Below are 14,929 nucleotides of genomic sequence, written 5' to 3'. Positions count from 1 at the left end.
CGGTCGTCCAGTTCCGCGCGCCGGCTCCGTCATGCCGCCACGTGGCCACACCCGGCGAGCGAGCTCTACCGCACTCCCTCGCATGCCACGATGTCACGGACGTGCGTGAATGGAGCATTTTGTGGCGATACGAGATTTCGGGGCCGCGCTGCGGCGCAACCCGCTGGTGACGATCGTTGCCGTCGTCTTGACGGCGCTGGCCATCCTGCGCGTGCAGATGGCGCCGGTGCGCTATGAGGCCCGGACCGTCGTCACGTTCCTCTCGCCGCAGTCGCCGTTCCCGCGCAACTCGTTCGCCAGTTTTACCCCGTCGCTGGTCACGATGGCGGAGGTTTCGTCCCGTTGGCTCGACTCGGCCGCCGGACGGCGCGCCGTCCGGACGGCGGGTGGTACCGCGGCGTTTCAGGTGCTGCTCGCCAACCGCGGCAACCAGGAACAGCCCATTCACGACCAGCCGTACCTCACCCTGAGCGTGACGGCGAGCGATGCCGACAAGGCCCGCGGGACGCTGCTTAAGGTGCTCGCGGTGCTGCGCGAACGGCTACGCCGCGAGCAGGCCGTCCAGGGGGCGCGGCCCGGCTCGTACATCTCCTGGCAGGTCGCCGCGGGCAGCGACCGGGCGGTGCCGATCCTCGGCCGCCCGTCCCGCGCCCTCGTCGCCGTCCTGCTGATCGGTGGGATCGGCGGCACGTACGCCGCCGTCACCGCCGATCGCCGCCGGCACCGGAAGAGCGCGACTGCCCCCGCGTGAGCCCCCGCGTGAGCCCTCGCGCGGCCTCACGGGCCACCAGCAGGACGAACGCGAAGTTCGTGGTGAAGTAACGCGGGCCGAGCCGCATCGGCTCCTGAAGGCAGCGGTAGAGCCACTCCAGGCCGTGCCGCTGCCACCACTCCGGAGCACGGCGCACCTCACCGGCCAGCACGTCGAACGTGCCGCCGACGCCGTGCACCACCTGCGACCCGGTCCGCGCCGACCAGTCCTGGACGAACAGTTCCTTCATCGGCGATGACACCCCGATGAACAGCAGGTCGGCGCCGCTCGCACGGATCTCGTCGGCGACCTCCGGGGCCTCGGCGGAGGAGAAGTACCCGTGCCGCGACCCGGCCACCGTCAGCCGCGGGAACCGGCGGCGGATCTCCGCCACGGTCCGGTCCAGCACCTCCTGGCGGGCGCCGAGGAAGAACACCCGGTGGCCGCGCCGCTCCGCCTCGGGCAGCAGCGACAGCATCAGGTCGATGCCGGCGACCCGCTCGGGCAGCGGCCGGCGCAGCAGACCGGCCGCCCACACCACGGACTGCCCGTCCGCCAGCACCAGGTCGCAGCCCAGCACCGCCCGGCTCAGCCGGGGGTCCTTGCGGAGCCGAACGATCTTCGCCGCGTTCAGCACCCCGATCGTGATCGGCGACCGTTCCTCGACCGCCTTCACGCAACGGGCGACGGTCTCGTCGATGGTCAGCGGGTCGAGGTGGACGCCGAGGAAACGGGCACGCTGGAGAGGCCGGTTCGGCTCGGAACGCTGCGCCTTCATCGTCACTCCCTTGAAGTGGGGCCGAGCCAGGTGTGCAGGAGCCACCCGAGCTCGTAGGGACGGCACTCCCGGTCGATGGCGACCGGGGGGAACCTTCGGTCAAGGGAGCCGAGCCGCCATCCGGGGCGCAGCCTGGTGGTCGCCGCGCGCACCCCCCGGACGGCCTTGCGGGGATCGTTTCGGGCGACCTTCCGCCACGTCATGACGGGTTCGCCGGGCTCTGCGCCCGGCAGCAGCGACGCGCCGGTCTCGGCCGTCCCGGCCAGCCAGCGCACGCCCTTGGCTATCGCGAGGTGGTGGGCGGTGCCACCCGCGTCGGCGAGGTCGAGCAGCGCCATCGGTGCCATGGCGTGCTGGTGGACGCTGTAGACCGGGTAGCCCTCGACGACCTCGCCGGTGCGGGCGTCGTAGTGCCACCACCACTGGCCGTCGTCGCCCTGCACGGCGCAGATGCCGTTCGCGACGGCGTCGGCGGCGGCGACCGCCCGGTCGTCCCCGATCCGGGCCAGCGCCTGGACGGGGTACACCTGGTCGGCGAAGCAGCCGACATGAGCGCGGTAGCGGGGGACGAGACCGCTCCCGCCCGCCTCGTGCGAGAACAGCGACCGTCCCCGCAGGGCGTCGAGCAGCCGGTCGCGGGCACGGCCGAGATGCTCCTCGACCCCGGGCGCGCCGCCCGCGTCCCGCACCGCCGCCAGGGCGGAGGCGACCCAGGCCGCGTCCACGGTGAAGACCGGCCCACCGCCCGCCGGGTCCGCCGCGGCGAGCCGGGCGAGCGCGAGCTCCAGCTTCCCGTGCCCGGTCTCCGCCGCCGCCCAGCAGATCAGCGCCACGTCGCCGAGCGAGGTGACCGCCTCGGCGCCGGTGTCCTCCAGCCGCGCCACGAGCGCGCCGACCAGCTCGTCCACCGTCTCGCCGCCGAGCGCCGCGCGCTGCTCGTCGGGGGGCAGCAGCCGGGCGCCCAGCGCGACGATGGCCGCGTAGCGCAGGCTGGTCCCCTCGGGCGCGACGGCCAGGTCGACCTTCCCGTCGGGCGCGGCGCCGGCGCGCATGGTGAACACGAACCCGCCGGGTGTCTCGGTGCGCATCCGCGGCAGGCCGCGGACGGCCCGTCCGATCAGCCGGGCGATCAGGTCGCGGGCGGCGGGGTCGGTCTCCGCCAGCCGCCGCATCCGTGGTGACACGTTCACGAGCGCTTCACCGCGATCAGCGACTTCGTCAGCCCGGCGACCCGCTCCGAGCGGATCGAGGAGTGCGGGAAGTAGGCGCGCATCTCGGTGCGGCTCAGCAGCTCGACGTCCAGGACGGTGCGCAGCGCCTCGGCGCGGTCGGCCGGCGGTGTGTGCACCAGCGGCCAGTGCCGCGCGACGGTCACCCGCGCCGCGGCCGGCAGGAACTGCATTCCCGGGCACACCCAGTGTGGTTCCACCGGGAAGTAGCGGTAGGGCGTCTGGACCCAGTGCCGGTCGGCGAGCTCGTGCACCGCGTCGGCGAACAGGCGGCGGCGCGCGTGCCCGCCCACGTGCTCCAGCACCGAGTTGGAGATCACCACGTCGTAGTCGCCCGCCAGGATCTCCGCCGGCAGCTCGCAGGCGTCGGCGTGGTCCGAGCGCAGCCAGGGCGGCAGGTCCGCCGGCGGCTTCTCCAGGTTGACGATGTGCACCCTGGCGGGCTGGACGGGAGCGCGCTTCCACGCCTCCGCCGTACCGCCGAGGTCGATCACCGACATCCGGTCGAGCTCGGGAAAAGTCGCGCGCAGCCAGTCCCACCGGCGCGCTCGATAGCGCGCGCCAAGAGAACCCGGCGCGTCAACGAATTGGTTACGGAAAGCGTGCAGCCGAGTCAATCGTTCACCCCGTCCAATGATTCGGCTCATTATTGTTCGGAGTGCCGCTGAAAAAGCCAGGGTTCAAGGTGGCCGATTTTGGACATGGGGTGCCGGTAAACTTACCTCGGGGGTCCGGAGACTGTCCGGGAAAGCGAGGGCGGTCTACCGGGAGCGCTGCGCCAGGGCGCCTTACCAGACGGTAACAAGACGGCCCTCGGGCGTCCGGCGGCGAGATTCGGTCGGCAGCTCATCGGATTGCGGCCGGGGAGTAGGCGTCGGCCAGCAGCAGGCGTGGCGCGCCCGACCCGTCGGCGGGCACCGTCCAGATGTCGGTCCCGCTCTTGGCCGCGCCCTTGCGCAGCAGCCCGTACGCCACCGTCCGATCGTCGATCCATACGGCCTGGTCATCGACCGAAGCGGGCTCGGCCAGCGCCGTCTCCCGCATGGTGCGGAGGTCGAGCGTGTGCAGCCGCCACGGCCTGGACGGGTCGCCGGTCGCCTTCTTGAACGCCAGCCGGGTGCCGTCGGGGGACAGCGACGGGCACTCCAGGTTCGTCCTCAGCGTGCGCATGGTCCGGGTGCTCACCCGCCCCTCCACCAGGTAGGTCTTCTCCTTGGTACGCGCGGTCGCGTAAAAGCGATCATCATCGCGGGTGAAGGTGACGCCCCAGTAGTTGAGGTCGGCCGACCAGTTGCGGCGCCCGTCCTGGACCAGCTTGAACTTCTCCAGGTCGAGCCACAGGCGCCCCGTCTTCCGGTCGAAGACCCCTGTGCGGGTGGACAGGTTCTTGCTCTGGTAGTTGTGCCCCTCGACGAACGTCGTCCACGAGACCATCCGTCCGCTCGCCGACACCTGGGCGCGGCTCGGCACGCCCTCGATCGGGAACAGGTGCGAGCGTCGTGCCTGGCCGTCCAGGATCTCGGCCGACGTCTGCGCCACCGCCTTGCGCTCGACCGTCAGGCAGACGCCGGTGCCACCGGCGGCGTGCACGCGGACGCAGGACGTGCCGGTGATCGTCCGCTTGTCCGGGCTCGTCACGACGGGGGCGCCGGCCGGGCCGGACAGCCGCACGGCGGCGAGCCTGCCCGCCGTCGGGCCGGTGCCACCCTGCCGGAACACGAGCTGTCCCGGCTGTCTCAGGTCGAGCGTCACCGTGCCGACCGGCCTCGCCGGGGCGGGGTCACGGTCGCCGTCGCCGCAGCCGCTCGACAGCAGGGCGGTCGTCGCCGCGACGAGCGCCGGTGTCGCGGTCCTCCAGAGGTGGGGCACGGCGTCAGGGTAGGTTCCGGTCACCGCCACGCCCGCCGTCCGACCGATTCCGGCCATCTGGATGGTTCAACGTCCCGGCGGCCTCATACGGCCAAGGGTAATCTTCGTGCATTACCTTCCCTTTAACCTCGGAAACTGGCAGCTTAACTGTCGTGTCAGTCCGGCATTCGTTCCTTGGAGGGGGCGCGGGTGCGGGACCTCGGGGAGGGGCGGGGGATGTCCGCATGAGTGTGGTCGATAGTTCGGAAACGGCCGTTCCACTGTGGCGCCGCCGACGATCAAGGGGCGTCGGCTGGGTTTCAGATCATGTTCGCCTAACCATTACCGTGGATTTCTGCTGTGCCCTCGCGGCCGGTGTCGTGGGCTTCTTGTTCCGGTTCGGCGACGACACGGTCGCACCGCGTCCGGACGCGATGCTCGCGGCGGCGCTGCCGCTCATCTGGGTGGGCTGGGTGGCCGCGACCCGCGCCTACGAGTCGCGGTTCTTCGGCGCCGGCTCGGAGGAGTACCGGCGCATCCTGGACGCCGGGATCAGCCTCACCGCGGCGGTGGCGATCCTGTCCTACGCGACGAAGGCCGAAGTCGCACGCGGGTTCGTCGTGGTCACGCTGCCGACGGTGACGCTGCTGAGCCTGCTCGGCCGGTACCGGTTGCGCAAACACCTGCACGGGCGCCGGGCCCGCGGCCACGGCATGCGCCGGGCGGTCGCGGTCGGCCATCGCGAGGCGGTGACCGAGCTGGTCCGCGAGTTCGGCCGGGCCCGCCACCACGGCATGCAGATCGTCGCCGCGTGCCTGCCGGCGGACGGCGGCCTCGACCGGGTGGGCACCGTCCCGGTCGAGGGCGGGATGTGGGAGGTCGCCGAGGTCGTCAGACGGTGCGACGCCGACGCCGTCGCCGTGCTCGCCTGTCCCGAGCTGGCGGGGGTCGAGCTGCGGCGGCTCGCCTGGAAGCTGGAGAAGACCGACACCGAGCTGCTCGTGGCGTCCGCGCTGCTGGACATCGCGGGCCCGCGCACGTCGATCCGTCCCGTCGCAGGGCTGCCGCTGATGCACGTGGAGCACCCGCAGCTCGCCGGGATGAGGCGGGTGGTGAAGGCGCTCTTCGACCGGACGGTCGCGGCCGTCGCGCTGGTCCTGCTCTCCCCGCTGTGGGTTTTGACGGCGTTGCTCATCCGGCTGGACGACCCGGGCCCCGCGTTCTTCTCGCAGGAGCGCGTCGGCCTCGGCGGCAACGGGTTCCGGATGCTGAAGTTCCGCACCATGGTCGTGGACGCCGAGCGCCGCCGTCGCGAGCTCACGGCCCGCGACACCTCCGGCGGCGTGCTGTTCAAGCTCAAGGACGACCCCCGGATCACCCGGATCGGCTCGCGGCTGCGGCGCTGGTCCATCGACGAGCTGCCGCAGCTCGTCAACGTGCTGCGCGGCGAGATGTCGCTGGTCGGCCCGCGCCCGCCGCTGCCGGACGAGGTGGACCGCTATGGCGAGGACGTGTTCCGGCGCCTCGCGGTGAAGCCCGGCATGACCGGGCTGTGGCAGGTGAGCGGACGCTCGGACCTGTCGTGGGAGGAGTCGGTGCGCCTCGACCTGCGCTATATCGAGAACTGGTCGCTGGTGCTCGACATGCAGATCCTCTGGAAGACGCTCGCGGCCGTGGTCCGCGGTTCGGGCGCCTACTAGGGCCCGATGGACGGTAGTGAAGGGAAGACATGATCACCTCGCTGGTGCACGTGGTCGGCGCCCGGCCGAACTTGGTCAAGGCCGCGCCGGTGGTCGCCGCACTCGACGACCTGGACCAGACCGTTGTGCACACCGGGCAGCACTATGACGAACGCATGTCGAAGGTCTTCTTCGACGAGCTGGGCCTGCCCGAACCCGACGTCAACCTGGGTGTGGGTTCGGGCGGGCACGCCGAGCAGACGGCCGCGGTGATGATCGGGCTGGAGCGCGAGTTCCTGCGTCGCTCGCCCGACCTGGTCGTCGTGTACGGCGACGTGAACTCGACGATCGCTGCCGCACTGGTCGCGGCCAAACTGCACATCCCGGTCGCCCATGTGGAGGCCGGGCTGCGCAGCTTCGACATGAGCATGCCGGAGGAGGTCAACCGGCGGCTCACCGACCAGCTGTCCGACCTGTGTTTTGTGACGAGCCCCGAGGCGATCGGGCATCTGGCGAACGAGGGCGTCCCGGTGGAGCGGGCGCATTTCGTCGGCAACCCGATGATCGATACGTTGCTCGCCAACTTGGACAGGTTCGACACCGGACGCGTCCGGGCCGCGCACGGGCTGCCGGAGCGGTACGTCCTGGCGACGATGCACCGCCCCGCGAACGTGGACGCGCCCGAGACCGCCGCCGCGCTGGTACGGCACCTGCACGGCGTCGCCGACCTCGCCGACCTGGTCATCCCCGTCCACCCGCGCGGCCGCGCCACCCTGCTGGCCGCCGGGCTCGACGACCACCCGAGCGTGCACGTCCTGGAACCCCTGGGCTACATCGACTTCATCGCCGCCGTCCGCGGCGCCGCGGCCGTCGTCACCGACTCCGGCGGCCTCCAGGAGGAGACCACCATCCTCGGCGTCCCCTGCCTGACCGTCCGCCCCAACACCGAACGACCCATCACCATCACCCACGGCACCAACCGCCTCGTCACCTTCGAGGAACTGGTCCCCGCGGCGGGCAAGGCGCTCGGCGGGCTGGAGCGGCCCGACCGGACCCCGCCGCTATGGGACGGGCATGCCGGCGTCCGCATCGCCGACGTCGTCCGGCGCTGGACGGGGGTGGCGTAGCGATGGACGTGGTGGTCATCGGGCTCGGCTACGTCGGACTTCCGCTGGTGCGGGAGGCGTGCCGGGCCGGGCTGGAGGTCGGCGGTCTGGACCGCGACGCCCGTGTGGTGACCGGCCTGCGCGCCGGCCGGTCGCACGTCGACGACGTGTCGGCCGCCGAGGTCGGCGAGATGCTGGGGCAGGGCTTCGAACCGAGCCTGGACGAGAACGTCCTGGACGGCGCGCAGACGGTGGTGATCTGTGTTCCCACGCCGCTGTCGGCGGAGGGCGGCCCGGACTTGACGGCGGTCCGCGGGGCGGCCGAGACCGTCGCCCGGCACCTGGAGCCCGGCATGCTCGTGGTGCTGGAATCCACCACCTACCCCGGCACCACCGACGAGGTCGTCCGCCCGATCCTGGAGACCTCCGGCCTGGTCGCGGGGGAGCAGTTCCACCTGGCCTTCTCGCCCGAGCGGATCGACCCGGGCAACCCCGTCTACGGCATCCGGAACACGCCCAAGATCGTCGGTGGTTTCACGCCGGCGTGCGCGGTGGCCGCCGCCTCGTTCTACGGCAAGTTCGTGGAACGGGTCGTCCAAGCGCGTGGCACCCGCGAGGCCGAGATGGCCAAGCTGCTGGAGAACACCTACCGGCACGTGAACATCGCGCTGGTCAACGAGATGGCGGTGTTCTGCGACGAGCTCGGGATCGACCTGTGGGACGCGATCGACTGCGCCGCCACCAAGCCGTTCGGGTTCCAGGCGTTCCGCCCCGGACCCGGCGTCGGCGGCCACTGCATCCCGATCGACCCCAACTACCTGTCCTACAAGGTCCGCTCCCTGGGCTACCCCTTCCGGTTCGTCGAACTGGCCCAAGAGATCAATGACCGGATGCCCCGCTACGTGGTCGAACGCGCCCAGCAACTCCTCAACCGCGAAGGGCGCGCCCTCAAGGGCGCCAAGGTCCTGCTGCTCGGCGTCACCTACAAGGCCGACATCGCCGACCAGCGCGAATCCCCGGCCCGCCCGGTGGCCCGCCGGCTGATCCGGCTCGGCGCCGATCTGACCTACCACGACCCCCACGTCGCGTCCTGGCAGGTGGACGGCACTGACGTTCCCGGTGCCGGGTCGCTATCCGCGGCGCTTGAGGCCGCGGACCTGACGATCGTCCTGACCGGCCACAAGACCTACGACCCGGCGACGCTTAACCGGCATGCCCGGTTGCTGTTCGACGCCGTCGGGCACACCCGCGCGGCGCCGAACGACACCACCGAACTCCTCTGACGCACCGCCGTCTCCGGCTCAGACCAGCAGGAGCGGGAGCCCGTGCCTGGAACGCAGGACGGTCGCGAGGCGCCGGCCGCCCGTCCGCAGGAACGGGCGGTGCCTGCGCGGCACCAGCACCCAGTGCGGCGGGTGCCGGCGGGCGAGGCGGACGATGCCCCGGACCGGGTCGCCGTCGACCGTGACCATGCGCCAGCCGATACCGGCCGGATCGAGGATCGCCGACAGCCGGGTGAGCGCGGCGATCTCCAGGTCGCCGTTGCGCCAGCACTCCATGGCCGACGGCTCGAACGCCGCGGTCCAGGGCGGCCGGGTCAGCAGCGCCATCGTCACGGGGCCGCCGGTGGCCGCCGCGAGCCGGGCCGCGCGGTGCGCCGCCGCCATCTCGCAGCGGCCGTCGGCGACGGCGATCAGATGGTTCCCCGACCGTGCCGGGACGGCGGGGTGGCGGGCCTGCTCGGGATCCAGCATGGGCTACACCAGTCCGTTCTCGTAGGCATAGATCACGACCTGGACCCGGTCGCGCACGCCGAGCTTCTGGTAGAGGTGCTTGACGTGCGATTTCACGGTGCTCGCCCCGAGGGTGAGCAGTTCGGCCATCTCGTCGTTGCTGTGGCCCCGGACGAGCAGCTTGAACACGTCCAGCTCCCGGTCGGTGAGCTCCGGCAGCTCCACGGTGCGGACGGTGGACAGCGTGGGCCGGCGCGCGAACTCCCGGACGAGCCGGCGCGTCACCGACGCCGACAGCAGCGCCCCGCCTGCCGCGACCTCGTGCACGGCCTCCACGAGCGTGCGGGCGGGGGCGTCCTTGAGGATGAACCCGGTCGCGCCGATGCGCAGCGCCTCGAAGAGATGCTCGTCCTGGTCGAACATCGTGAGGATGATGACCTTGGCGTCGATGCCGGAGCCGGGCGCGCAGATCTCTCGCGTCGCCTCCAGCCCGTCCATCCGTGGCATGTGGATGTCCATCAGCACGAGATCGGGCCTGAGTAATCGGACGTCGCGGACGGCCTCGACGCCGTTGGCCGCCTCGCCGACGACCACGATGTCGGCCGCGCCGTCGAAAGTGGCGCGCAGCCCGTTGCGCACCAGCGGTTGATCATCGACGATCAGGACGCGGATTTCATGCATCGGGTTCTCCTGCCGTGCCAGCGGACTGTGGATTCGGTCATCGGAATGCGCGCGCGAACCAGGAAGCCTCCGGTCGGCAGCGTTCCGCATTCGAAGGAGCCGTTGACCTCGTCCACCCTTTCCCGGAGCCCGGCAAGGCCGTGGGAGACTTTCGGGCGGTGCTCGGTGAAAGGGATGATCGGCAGGGTGTGGATATCCTCGCCGGCGCCACTGGCCGCGCCGCTGGCGACACAGAGTTGGAGTTCGTCGCCGAACCGCAGGGAGGCGCGGACCGGTCCACCGTCATGCTTCACCGCATTGGTGAGTCCTTCCTGCACAATGCGGTAGGCGGTGTGCTGCAATTCCGCCTGGAGCAGATGCTGGACGCCGGCGTTCTCCAGCGTGACGGTGAAATCGGCCCCGAGCGTCCGGACGCCGAGCTCGGTGATGCCGCCGGCGAGGGTGGGCTCGGATTCTCGCGGCGCGCACCCCGTGGCGCCGTCCGGCACGTGCCCCCGCACGTGCCGGGGGCCGCTGGTGTCCGCACGTAGTTCGCCGACCAGGCGGCGGACGTCGTTCATCGTGGTGTGGACGGCGTCGTCGATCGCCTCGACGACCGGCTTGGCGCGCGGGGCGGCGAGCGGCAGCCGCCGGGCGCTCATCGAGATGAGCAGCATCCCGTGCCCCACGGTGTCGTGCAGTTCCCGCGCTATCCGCCTCCGTTCCCCGCGGACCGCCGAGCCTACTTCTCGGGAGATTTGCTGACGCCGCGACCAGGCGACCCCGGCCAGGACCGAGGCGCCCATCACGAACCCGATCAGAAATTCGAGATCTAGCACGAACTCCCACGTCAAATGCGGTGTCACTGTATAGGGCATTACTTTCCCCCATGGCCCCGAGGACATCTAACAATTGGTGCAGGTGCGTGCGGGGAGTTGGAGTGACCGAGGTCACAGTTTACCTACCACCTCACAAGGAGGTCACCCCGTCGCCGCTGACTCTATACTGGCGCACATTGTTCTGCAAGGGATTTGTATGTTTATCCTCAGTGTCGGCTACCGGTTCGATGGACCATTGCTACACTCTGATCAAGTCGCATGACTGGCCGTGAGAAATGCGGAAAAGATGAATCCGACTCATGAGCGTTTTCTAAATCGACAAATCCGGCGTTATTGTCAGGCACCGTCCAAGGGAAGCCGAATCCGGACGAGCATGCCGCCCGTGGGCGCGGCCTCCAGGCAGACCGCGCCGCCGTGGGCCGACACCACGGCGTCCACGATCGACAGGCCGAGCCCGGCGCCACCGCGGTGCCGCGAACGGGCCGCGTCCGCCCGGTAGAACCGTTCGAGAGCGTGCGCCCGCTGCTCCGCGGTGAGACCGGGCCCCTCGTCCGCGACCTCCAGCACCGCGTCGCCCGCCCGCACGCCGTACCGCACGACCGCCGGGGTCCCCTCCGGGGTGTGCTGGCGGACGTTGGCCAGCAGATTCGCCAACACCTGGCGAAGCCGGTCGGCGTCGCCGCTGACGACGAGCGGGCCGTCCCCTTCGAGCGTCACCGGGCGGTCCGGTGCCACGGCGCGAGCGTCCGACACCGCGTCGCCGGCGAGCGCGGCGAGGTCGACGGGCTCGCGCTCCAGCGGCCTGCCCTGGTCGAGCCGGGCGAGCAGAAGCAACTCGTCCACCAGCACGCCCATCCGCTCGGCCTCGGACTCGATGCGCGCCATCGCCTTGGCGAGATCCTCGGGACGCTGCGCGGCGCCGCGCCGGAACAGCTCGGCATACCCCCGGATCGTGGCGACCGGGGTGCGCAGCTCGTGCGAGGCGTCGGCGACGAAGCGGCGCAGCCGGCCCTCGGCCGCCCGCCGCTCCCGGAACGCCGCCTCGATCTGGGCGAGCATCCCGTTGAGCGCCTGGCCCAACCGCCCGACCTCGGTCCGCGGATCGGCCCGCGTCACCCGGCGGGTGAGGTCGCCGGCGCCGATGGCGGTGGCCGTCGCACCGAACTCGTCCAGCGGACGGAGTCCGCGCTTGACCACCTGGCCGGCCACCAGCGCCACCCCGATGAGCGCCAGCAGTCCGAACACGGTCATCGAGCCGGCGGTGCGGCCCTTGAACTCCTCCGACTCGATGCTCTGGACGCCGACGACGAGGAAGCGGGAACGCGTGGCTCCGGTGGGTGTGGTGGGTTGTCCCTGCGTAGGTCGCCCCTGCGCGGGCGACGGGTCCGGCAGCCAGGCCACCCGGATGCGGAAACTCGAATCGCCGCCGGTGTCGACCGTGCGGAACCGCTCGCCGTCGGGGTTGTCGTCCGTCACACGCCTCGGTGTCAGGTCGCGGGGCAGGTCCGGCGCCGGGCCGTAGTTCACCGTCTGCAGGATCCTGCCGTCCGCGGCACGGATCTGGAAGAGCGAGGGAATGGCGCCGTCGGCGGCGAGGGCACGCCACAGGGTCGTCACGTCGTCCGGTGCGGACGCGGTCATGAGCCCCTGGCGCGAACCGATGACCTTCTCCGCCTGCCTGCCGGGCGAGGCGAGCATCCGGTGGTCGCGTTCGGACGTCCAGTCACGCACCGCCGCGAACGTGGCCAGCCCGGACAAGAGCAGCCCCAGCGCCGCCAGGGCCACCGAGGACAGGATCAGCCGTCTTCGCAGTGACACGTCTGTGAGTCTCCCGTCGCGTTCTGGCCTGACGCTGTGCGGACCCTTAGAGAACGTTGTGATTCATGATTCTCTGCGTTTTCTATGAGCACCCGGACGGCGGCTGAAGAGCGGTCCGCTGCACTGGGCCTCATGGAAACATTCTCCAGGTTCGTGCTACGGCACAAGCTGTTCGTGGCCATGCTCTGGCTTGCCGTCACAGCCGCCGGAGCCTTCGCGGTCACCAAGGTCAGTGACCGCCTTGTCGAGGACTTCGCGCCGGCGGGATCGGCGGCGCGGGACGCCAACCAGGCCATCGACACCACCTACCGGAGCGGCGGCGACAGCTCGCCCACGGTGCCGGTCATCGTTCTTCCGCCGGGCAAGACGGTGGACGATCCAGCGGTACGGACGGCACTGAACAATGCGTTCCAGACCGCGGCCACGCGCTTGGACGCCCGCGTCGCCTCTTTCGCCACCACCGGGGACAGACGGTTCGTCAGCGCCGACGGCCGGACGACCTTCGGATTCGTCTACCCGCGGCATCCCGCGGGCAAGCCGGTGGACGAGGGACCCGACCTGAGCAAGCCCCTGACGCAGATCATCCAGCCGTCCCTGCCCACCGGTTCCACCTTGCGCGTCACGGGGATGGACCTGCTCTCGGAGGGCGGTGGAGGAGAGGGCGTCAGCGTCCTGACCGAGACGCTCGTCGGCGGCGTCGGCGCCCTGCTGGTGCTGGCGTTCGTGTTCGGCTCGTTCCTCGCGTTCGTCCCGCTGCTGATCGCCGTCGTGTCGATCCTCGGCTCGTTCCTCGCCGTCTACGGGCTCACGGAGATCGGCGAGGTCAATTTCCTGGTGCAGTTCGTGGTCGCGCTCATCGGCCTCGGCGTCGCCGTCGACTACTCCCTGCTGCTGGTGACCCGCTGGCGGGAGGAACGCGCCCACGGCCACGACGGCGAGGAGGCCGTCCATCGCGCCATGGCCACCGCGGGACGTTCGGTCGTGTTCAGCGGCGTCGCGGTCAGCATCGGGCTGATCGTCATGGTCGTGCTGCCGGTCCCGTTCCTGCGCAGCATCGCCTACGGCGGCATCATCATCCCGTCCGTCAGCGTGCTGGCGACGCTCACCCTGCTGCCGATCATCCTCGCCACCGCGGGCCCCCGCCTCGACTGGCCCCGGCTGCGCAAGGACTCCCACGCCAGCCGGGCCTGGGCCGCCTGGACCCGCGGCGTCATCCGGTTCCGCGTCCCGGCTGCGCTGGGCGCGACCGTGCTGCTGGTCGCCCTCGCGCTCGGCGGGACGAACATCCACCTCGGCGAGGCGGGCAGCGGGGCGCTGGCCAAGTCCGGCCCGGCGTACGAGGGCGTCGGGGCGCTGAAGTCCGCGGGCATCACCTCGGGCGTCCTCACCCCGGTCGACGTCCTCGTCCCGTCCGGGAGCGGGCCCGAGTCGGTGGCCGCGCGGCTCGCGGACGTGCAGGGCGTGCGCACGGCCGTCGCGCCGTCCGGCGAGGCCTGGCGGCAGGGCGGATCGGCGTTGCTGTCGGTGATCCCCGTCGACGAGGGCGGTACCAACGCCGGCCACGACACGGTCCGGCGGATCCGCGACGCGGTCCCGTCCGGATCCCACGTCGGCGGCGAGGCGGCCAGCGACATCGACTTCATCGGCCAGGTGTACGGGGTCTTCCCCTGGATGCTCGGCCTGATCGCCCTGCTCACCTTCGTGCTGCTGGCGCGGGCGTTCCGGTCCCTGGTGCTGCCGCTCAAGGCGGTCGTGCTCAACCTGCTGTCGCTCGCCGCGGTGATCGGCTCGGTCACCCTGATCTGGCAGGAGGGCCACGGCAGCGACGCCATCTGGGGCGTGCCCGCGACCGGCGCCATCGGCGCCTTCATCCCGTGCCTGATCTTCGCGTTCCTGTACGGGCTGTCGATGGACTACGAGGTCTTCATCCTCGCCCGGATCCGGGAGGAGTACGAGCGCACCGGCTCCACCAGGGAGGCGATCGTGGAGGGCCTCGGCCGGACGGGCCGGCTCGTGACCAGCGCCGCGCTCATCCTCTGCCTGGCGTTCGCCTCGATGGCCGCCGCGCCGATGACCGAGGTCAAGATGTTCGCCACCGGCCTCGGCCTCGGCATCCTGCTGGACGCCACGATCATCCGCGGCATCCTGGTGCCCGCGCTGATCTCGATGTTCGGTGACTGGAACTGGTGGCTGCCCGCGTGGGCCGCGCGGATCCTGCGGGTCGCGCCGTCCTCCGCGGCCACCTCCTCGCCGACGCCGCCCGAGCTCGTCCGCGTGCCCGACCCGACCGGTACCTGATCCGACCGGTACCTGATCCGACCGGTACCTGATCCGCTCCGGTAAGCAAAGGCCCGGGATGCTCCCCCCATCCCGGGCCTTTCTAGTGCAATCCTGGCCCAAGGGCTCGCCTGGCGGCTCGCCCCTTCACCGTGCTTGTGCGAGTGTTCCATCGCTTCGCGATCTTCCCGGTGGGGCTCGCCTCCGGCTT

General features: G+C 71.1%; 13 protein-coding genes. 5 read left to right on the top strand and 8 right to left on the bottom strand.

Going from position 1 to position 14,929, the window contains the following annotated elements; genetic code table 11:
• The first annotated feature begins 121 nt into the window (after window positions 1-121).
• Complete coding sequence (locus AMA02S_RS05290) at window positions 122-751, top strand: hypothetical protein (protein ID WP_067452491.1); 630 nt, start codon at window positions 122-124, stop codon at window positions 749-751.
• Here AMA02S_RS05290 and AMA02S_RS05285 read toward each other — a convergent pair.
• The 4 genes from AMA02S_RS05285 to AMA02S_RS05270 form a co-directional block, all read right to left on the bottom strand.
• Window positions 702-1,529 (bottom strand): WecB/TagA/CpsF family glycosyltransferase, encoded by an 828-nt coding sequence (locus tag AMA02S_RS05285; RefSeq protein WP_067452488.1) that lies wholly within the window; start codon window positions 1,527-1,529, stop codon window positions 702-704. The two genes, AMA02S_RS05290 and AMA02S_RS05285, sit on opposite strands and share 50 nt — an antisense overlap.
• A 2-nt stretch (window positions 1,530-1,531) precedes the next feature.
• Complete coding sequence (locus AMA02S_RS05280) at window positions 1,532-2,719, bottom strand: hypothetical protein (protein ID WP_067452485.1); 1,188 nt, start codon at window positions 2,717-2,719, stop codon at window positions 1,532-1,534.
• Entirely contained in the window at window positions 2,716-3,258 is a 543-nt protein-coding gene (locus AMA02S_RS05275; protein WP_218004857.1) for a class I SAM-dependent methyltransferase, read from the bottom strand. The genes AMA02S_RS05280 and AMA02S_RS05275 overlap by 4 nt, the downstream gene beginning before the upstream one ends.
• A gap of 346 nt (window positions 3,259-3,604) precedes the next feature.
• Window positions 3,605-4,627 carry a TolB-like translocation protein gene (locus AMA02S_RS05270; protein WP_067453869.1) on the bottom strand — a complete coding sequence of 341 codons (1,023 nt, stop codon included), beginning with the start codon at window positions 4,625-4,627 and terminating at the stop codon, window positions 3,605-3,607.
• A gap of 224 nt (window positions 4,628-4,851) precedes the next feature.
• On the opposite strand from AMA02S_RS05270, the gene AMA02S_RS05265 reads away from it, so the two are divergent.
• Genes AMA02S_RS05265 through AMA02S_RS05255 form a run of 3 tightly spaced genes read left to right on the top strand, consistent with a single transcriptional unit; the run spans window position 4,852 to window position 8,674 of the window.
• A complete protein-coding gene (locus AMA02S_RS05265; RefSeq protein ID WP_067452479.1) occupies window positions 4,852-6,306 on the top strand; it encodes a sugar transferase in 1,455 nt (484 codons plus the stop codon).
• 29 nt (window positions 6,307-6,335) lie between these two features.
• The gene (gene wecB, locus AMA02S_RS05260; RefSeq protein WP_067452476.1) at window positions 6,336-7,412 is read left to right on the top strand and encodes a non-hydrolyzing UDP-N-acetylglucosamine 2-epimerase; all 1,077 of its coding nucleotides are present in this window, start codon (window positions 6,336-6,338) and stop codon (window positions 7,410-7,412) included.
• 2 nt (window positions 7,413-7,414) lie between these two features.
• The gene (locus AMA02S_RS05255) at window positions 7,415-8,674 is read left to right on the top strand and encodes a nucleotide sugar dehydrogenase (protein ID WP_067452471.1); all 1,260 of its coding nucleotides are present in this window, start codon (window positions 7,415-7,417) and stop codon (window positions 8,672-8,674) included.
• An 18-nt stretch (window positions 8,675-8,692) separates the two neighbouring features.
• On the opposite strand, the gene AMA02S_RS05250 is transcribed toward AMA02S_RS05255, so the two are convergent.
• The 4 genes from AMA02S_RS05250 to AMA02S_RS44605 all read right to left on the bottom strand — a co-directional run bounded on the left by AMA02S_RS05250 (window position 8,693) and on the right by AMA02S_RS44605 (window position 12,441).
• Window positions 8,693-9,145: a universal stress protein gene (locus tag AMA02S_RS05250; RefSeq protein ID WP_067452468.1), complete on the bottom strand. Its 453-nt coding sequence runs from the start codon at window positions 9,143-9,145 to the stop codon at window positions 8,693-8,695.
• Between the two features lie 3 nt (window positions 9,146-9,148).
• Window positions 9,149-9,805: a response regulator gene (locus AMA02S_RS05245; protein ID WP_067452466.1), complete on the bottom strand. Its 657-nt coding sequence runs from the start codon at window positions 9,803-9,805 to the stop codon at window positions 9,149-9,151.
• Complete coding sequence (locus AMA02S_RS05240) at window positions 9,784-10,623, bottom strand: sensor histidine kinase (protein ID WP_169806780.1); 840 nt, start codon at window positions 10,621-10,623, stop codon at window positions 9,784-9,786. The genes AMA02S_RS05245 and AMA02S_RS05240 overlap by 22 nt, the downstream gene beginning before the upstream one ends.
• A gap of 336 nt (window positions 10,624-10,959) precedes the next feature.
• The gene (locus tag AMA02S_RS44605) at window positions 10,960-12,441 is read right to left on the bottom strand and encodes a sensor histidine kinase (protein WP_281181842.1); all 1,482 of its coding nucleotides are present in this window, start codon (window positions 12,439-12,441) and stop codon (window positions 10,960-10,962) included.
• 132 nt (window positions 12,442-12,573) lie between these two features.
• Here AMA02S_RS44605 and AMA02S_RS05230 point away from each other — a divergent pair, with 132 nt between their 5' ends.
• Window positions 12,574-14,739: an MMPL family transporter gene (locus AMA02S_RS05230; protein WP_067452458.1), complete on the top strand. Its 2,166-nt coding sequence runs from the start codon at window positions 12,574-12,576 to the stop codon at window positions 14,737-14,739.
• Window positions 14,740-14,929 lie beyond the last annotated feature (190 nt).

Source organism: Actinomadura macra NBRC 14102 (genome assembly GCF_001552215.1).
Taxonomy (GTDB): domain Bacteria; phylum Actinomycetota; class Actinomycetes; order Streptosporangiales; family Streptosporangiaceae; genus Spirillospora; species Spirillospora macra.
The sequence above is the reverse complement of the archived record's forward strand: the minus strand, read 5'-3'. Positions and strand labels throughout refer to the sequence as shown.

Excerpts from the sequence above, each read along its gene's own strand:
- AMA02S_RS05285 (WP_067452488.1), bottom strand. The coding sequence starts at position 1,529 with ATGAAGGCGCAGCGTTCCGAGCCGAACCGGCCTCTCCAGCGTGCCCGT.
- AMA02S_RS05275 (WP_218004857.1), bottom strand. The coding sequence starts at position 3,258 with ATGTCGGTGATCGACCTCGGCGGTACGGCGGAGGCGTGGAAGCGCGCT.
- AMA02S_RS05265 (WP_067452479.1), top strand. The coding sequence starts at position 4,852 with ATGAGTGTGGTCGATAGTTCGGAAACGGCCGTTCCACTGTGGCGCCGC.
- wecB (WP_067452476.1), top strand. The coding sequence starts at position 6,336 with ATGATCACCTCGCTGGTGCACGTGGTCGGCGCCCGGCCGAACTTGGTC.
- AMA02S_RS05255 (WP_067452471.1), top strand. The coding sequence starts at position 7,415 with ATGGACGTGGTGGTCATCGGGCTCGGCTACGTCGGACTTCCGCTGGTG.
- AMA02S_RS05250 (WP_067452468.1), bottom strand. The coding sequence starts at position 9,145 with ATGCTGGATCCCGAGCAGGCCCGCCACCCCGCCGTCCCGGCACGGTCG.
- AMA02S_RS05245 (WP_067452466.1), bottom strand. The coding sequence starts at position 9,805 with ATGCATGAAATCCGCGTCCTGATCGTCGATGATCAACCGCTGGTGCGC.
- AMA02S_RS05230 (WP_067452458.1), top strand. The coding sequence starts at position 12,574 with ATGGAAACATTCTCCAGGTTCGTGCTACGGCACAAGCTGTTCGTGGCC.